The organism is Homoserinimonas sp. (assembly GCF_056262345.1).
In genome coordinates, this window is the sequence record NZ_JBACFR010000256.1 from 1 (window position 1) to 3,058 (window position 3,058).

At 67.9% G+C, this 3,058-nt stretch carries 2 protein-coding genes; both read left to right on the top strand.

Going from position 1 to position 3,058, the window contains the following annotated elements:
• The coding region (locus tag AC062T_RS12160; RefSeq protein WP_476030384.1) for a helicase-associated domain-containing protein at nt 1-1,671 on the top strand (1,671 nt) is incomplete at its 5' end.
• A 43-nt stretch (nt 1,672-1,714) separates the two neighbouring features.
• Nucleotides 1,715-3,058 (top strand): DNA repair helicase XPB (locus tag AC062T_RS12165; protein WP_476030386.1); only part of this gene is annotated, 1,344 nt, incomplete at its 3' end.

The window sequence follows — 3,058 nt, forward strand, 5'->3', positions numbered from 1 at the left end:
CTCACCGCCGCCGAGGTTGCCGCGCAGCTCGCCCCGATCTCGGCACACCCGCTCTCGGCAGAGCAGGTTCGCGACCACCTCCTGGCCGCCGCTGAGCTGCTGCTTGTGCACCCCGTTGGCGACACGTTCCGCTGCTACGACGGCGTGTGCGACCAGCTGCGGTCGTGGCCGGTCTTTGGCCTGCCGAGCCTCGACGACCTCGCGGGCATCGAGGCCGGTGGCGCCCTGGAGCCGGTGACGGATGTCGACCAGCGCTTTACCGACCGGCTGGCCGCCGAGCGTGCGTTCGCCGCGACGGGCGCCGTCACCGAACTATTGATCGAGCTCGAACGCCAACCCGCGCGGGAGCTCTCCAAGGGCGGCATTGCCCTGCCCGACTCCAAACGGCTCGCCTCCGCCATGCTCGTTGACCTCGAAACGGTGGCCGCCTACCTCTCCCTGGCCGAGCGCGGCAACCTCGTGTGCCGCGAATCAAGCACCTGGATGACCACAGAAGAGGGCAGCGCGTGGCTCGCTCGGGCTACCAGCGCACGCTGGCGCGGGCTCTCCGACGCCTGGTTCGCCCGGCTGCCGGTGGACATCCGTCGCCTTCTCGGCGAACGCTCTCACTCCGTGTGGGGCGATGGGCTGCGCTCCTACATCGACTGGCTCTACCCCGTTGGCGGCGAGTGGATGGACGAGCGCGTCACTACCTATACGCGCGACGCCGAGCTCCTGGGCATCACCGCAGGGCAGGTGCCCAGCAGCCCGGGCACCCTGCTGCTTGCCGGGCGATCGGATGCCGCCGAGCGAGCCCTGCAGCCCCTTCTGCCCACCGAGGTGGAGCACGTCTACCTGCAGCACGACCTCTCGGTCGTCGCGCCCGGCCCCCTCGTGCCGCACATCGATGAGCGGATGCGGCTGGTCGCCGATGTAGAGAACCGTGGCCTGGCCATGACCTACCGCATCTCCGCCGCGAGCCTCAATCGCGCCCTCACCGCGGGCGAGACCGCCGAGAGTCTGCGGGAGTTTCTGGCCGCCGTCTCGAGCACCGGCCTGCCCCAGCCGCTGGATTACCTCATCAGCGAAGGCTCCACCCGCTACGGCCTCATTCGGGCGGGCGCTGTCGACGGCGGCTCAGACCCCGACATGGTGGACCACGGCGCGCGCAGCTATCTGCGCTCCGACGACCCCAACCTGCTGCGCACCATCGCCGTGGACCAAACGCTCTCGTCGCTCGGACTTCGCCGCGCAGGCGAGCACCGCCTTGTAAGCCGATTCGACCTCGACGTGGTGTTCTGGTCGCTCAGCGATGCGCGCTATCCGGTCGCCGCCGAGGACGGCGACGGCACCATCATCCCGCTACGCCGCCACCGGGTGGCACGGACGAGTCGCACCGGCATCGTGGACCCGTTGGTAGAACTGGTGGAGCGCCTCATCGAGGCGGCCGACGATCAGCCCGCCGACGAAGAGGGTGGCGGCCAGGCCTGGATCGCGCGTCAGCTTGAGACCGCGATCCGCGCCAAGACGCCACTCACCGTGAGCGTGACGGTGCCGGGCGGGGCAATTGTGGAGTTCGACCTCATGCCCACAAGCGTTGCTGGCGGTCGGCTGCGGGCCCGCGACCGGCGCAGCGACATCGAGCGAACCCTCCCGCTCTCAAGCATCGACTCCATCGCGCCCGGCAGCTAATCTCGGGCGGCAGATTCGCGACACGCGCGTAGACTGGCCTGTTATGACTGACGGCCCCCTGATTGTGCAAAGTGACCGCACCGTTCTGCTGGAGGTTGCGCACCCTCTGGCGGAGGATGCCCGGCACGACTTGTCGATCTTCGCCGAGCTTGAGCGTGCCCCCGAGCACATCCACACCTACCGCATCACCCGGCTAGGCCTGTGGAACGCCCGCGCCGCCGGTCATACTGCGGCCGACATGCTCGGCACGCTCGAGAAGTTCAGCAAGTTTGCGATTCCGCAGAGCGTGGCCGTTGATATCGACGAGACCGTGGCCCGCTATGGCCGACTCTGCATCGAGCGGGATGAGGATGGCGTCCTCACCCTGACGGCGACGGATCCTGCGGTGCTGGCCGAAATCGGCCGCGCCAAGAAGGTGGCCGAGCTGCTGTTCGAGCGTCGCGGCCCCAACACATTTGTCATTCAGCAGTGGGCCCGCGGCCAGATTAAACAGGAGCTGCTCAAGCTGGGCTGGCCAGCAGAAGACCTCGCGGGCTACACGCCCGGCACCCCGCACGAGATCTCCCTCAACGAGTCGGACTGGGGCCTTCGCCCGTACCAGCAGCAGGCGGTGCACAACTTCACCGAGCATGGCTCCGGAGTCGTCGTGCTGCCCTGTGGCGCTGGCAAGACGCTCGTGGGCGCTGGAGCTATGGCCGCGGTCAAAGCCAACACGCTCATCCTCGTGACCAACACTGTGTCTGCGCGCCAGTGGCGGGCGGAGCTCCTCAAGCGAACGAGCCTCACCGAGGAGGAGATCGGCGAATACTCCGGCCAGGTCAAAGAGGTCAGGCCCGTCACGATCGCCACGTACCAAATCCTCACTGCCAAGAGGAAGGGCCAGTACGCCCACCTCGAGCTGCTCGACGCTCTCGACTGGGGCCTGGTCGTCTACGACGAGGTCCACCTGCTGCCCGCCCCCGTGTTCAAGCTCACCGCCGAGCTCCAGGCCCGACGCAGGCTCGGACTCACGGCAACGCTCGTGCGTGAGGATGGCCGCGAGGGCGACGTCTTTAGCCTCATCGGGCCCAAACGCTTCGATGCGCCGTGGAAGGAGATCGAAGCTCAGGGCTACATCTCCCCGGCATCCTGCTACGAAGTCCGCATCGACCTTCCGCAAGAAGAGCGCCTGCAGTACGCGGCATCGGCCGACGACGAACGCTACCGCCTGGCCGCGACCGCCCCGGCCAAGCTCGGAGTCGTCAAACAGCTCGTCAAGCGCCACGCGGGCGAACGCATCCTGGTGATTGGCCAATACCTCGACCAGATCGATGAACTCGCCGAGGCCCTCGACGCTCCCCAGCTGACGGGCGCGACTCCGGTCGCCGAACGCGAGAGGCTCTTTCAG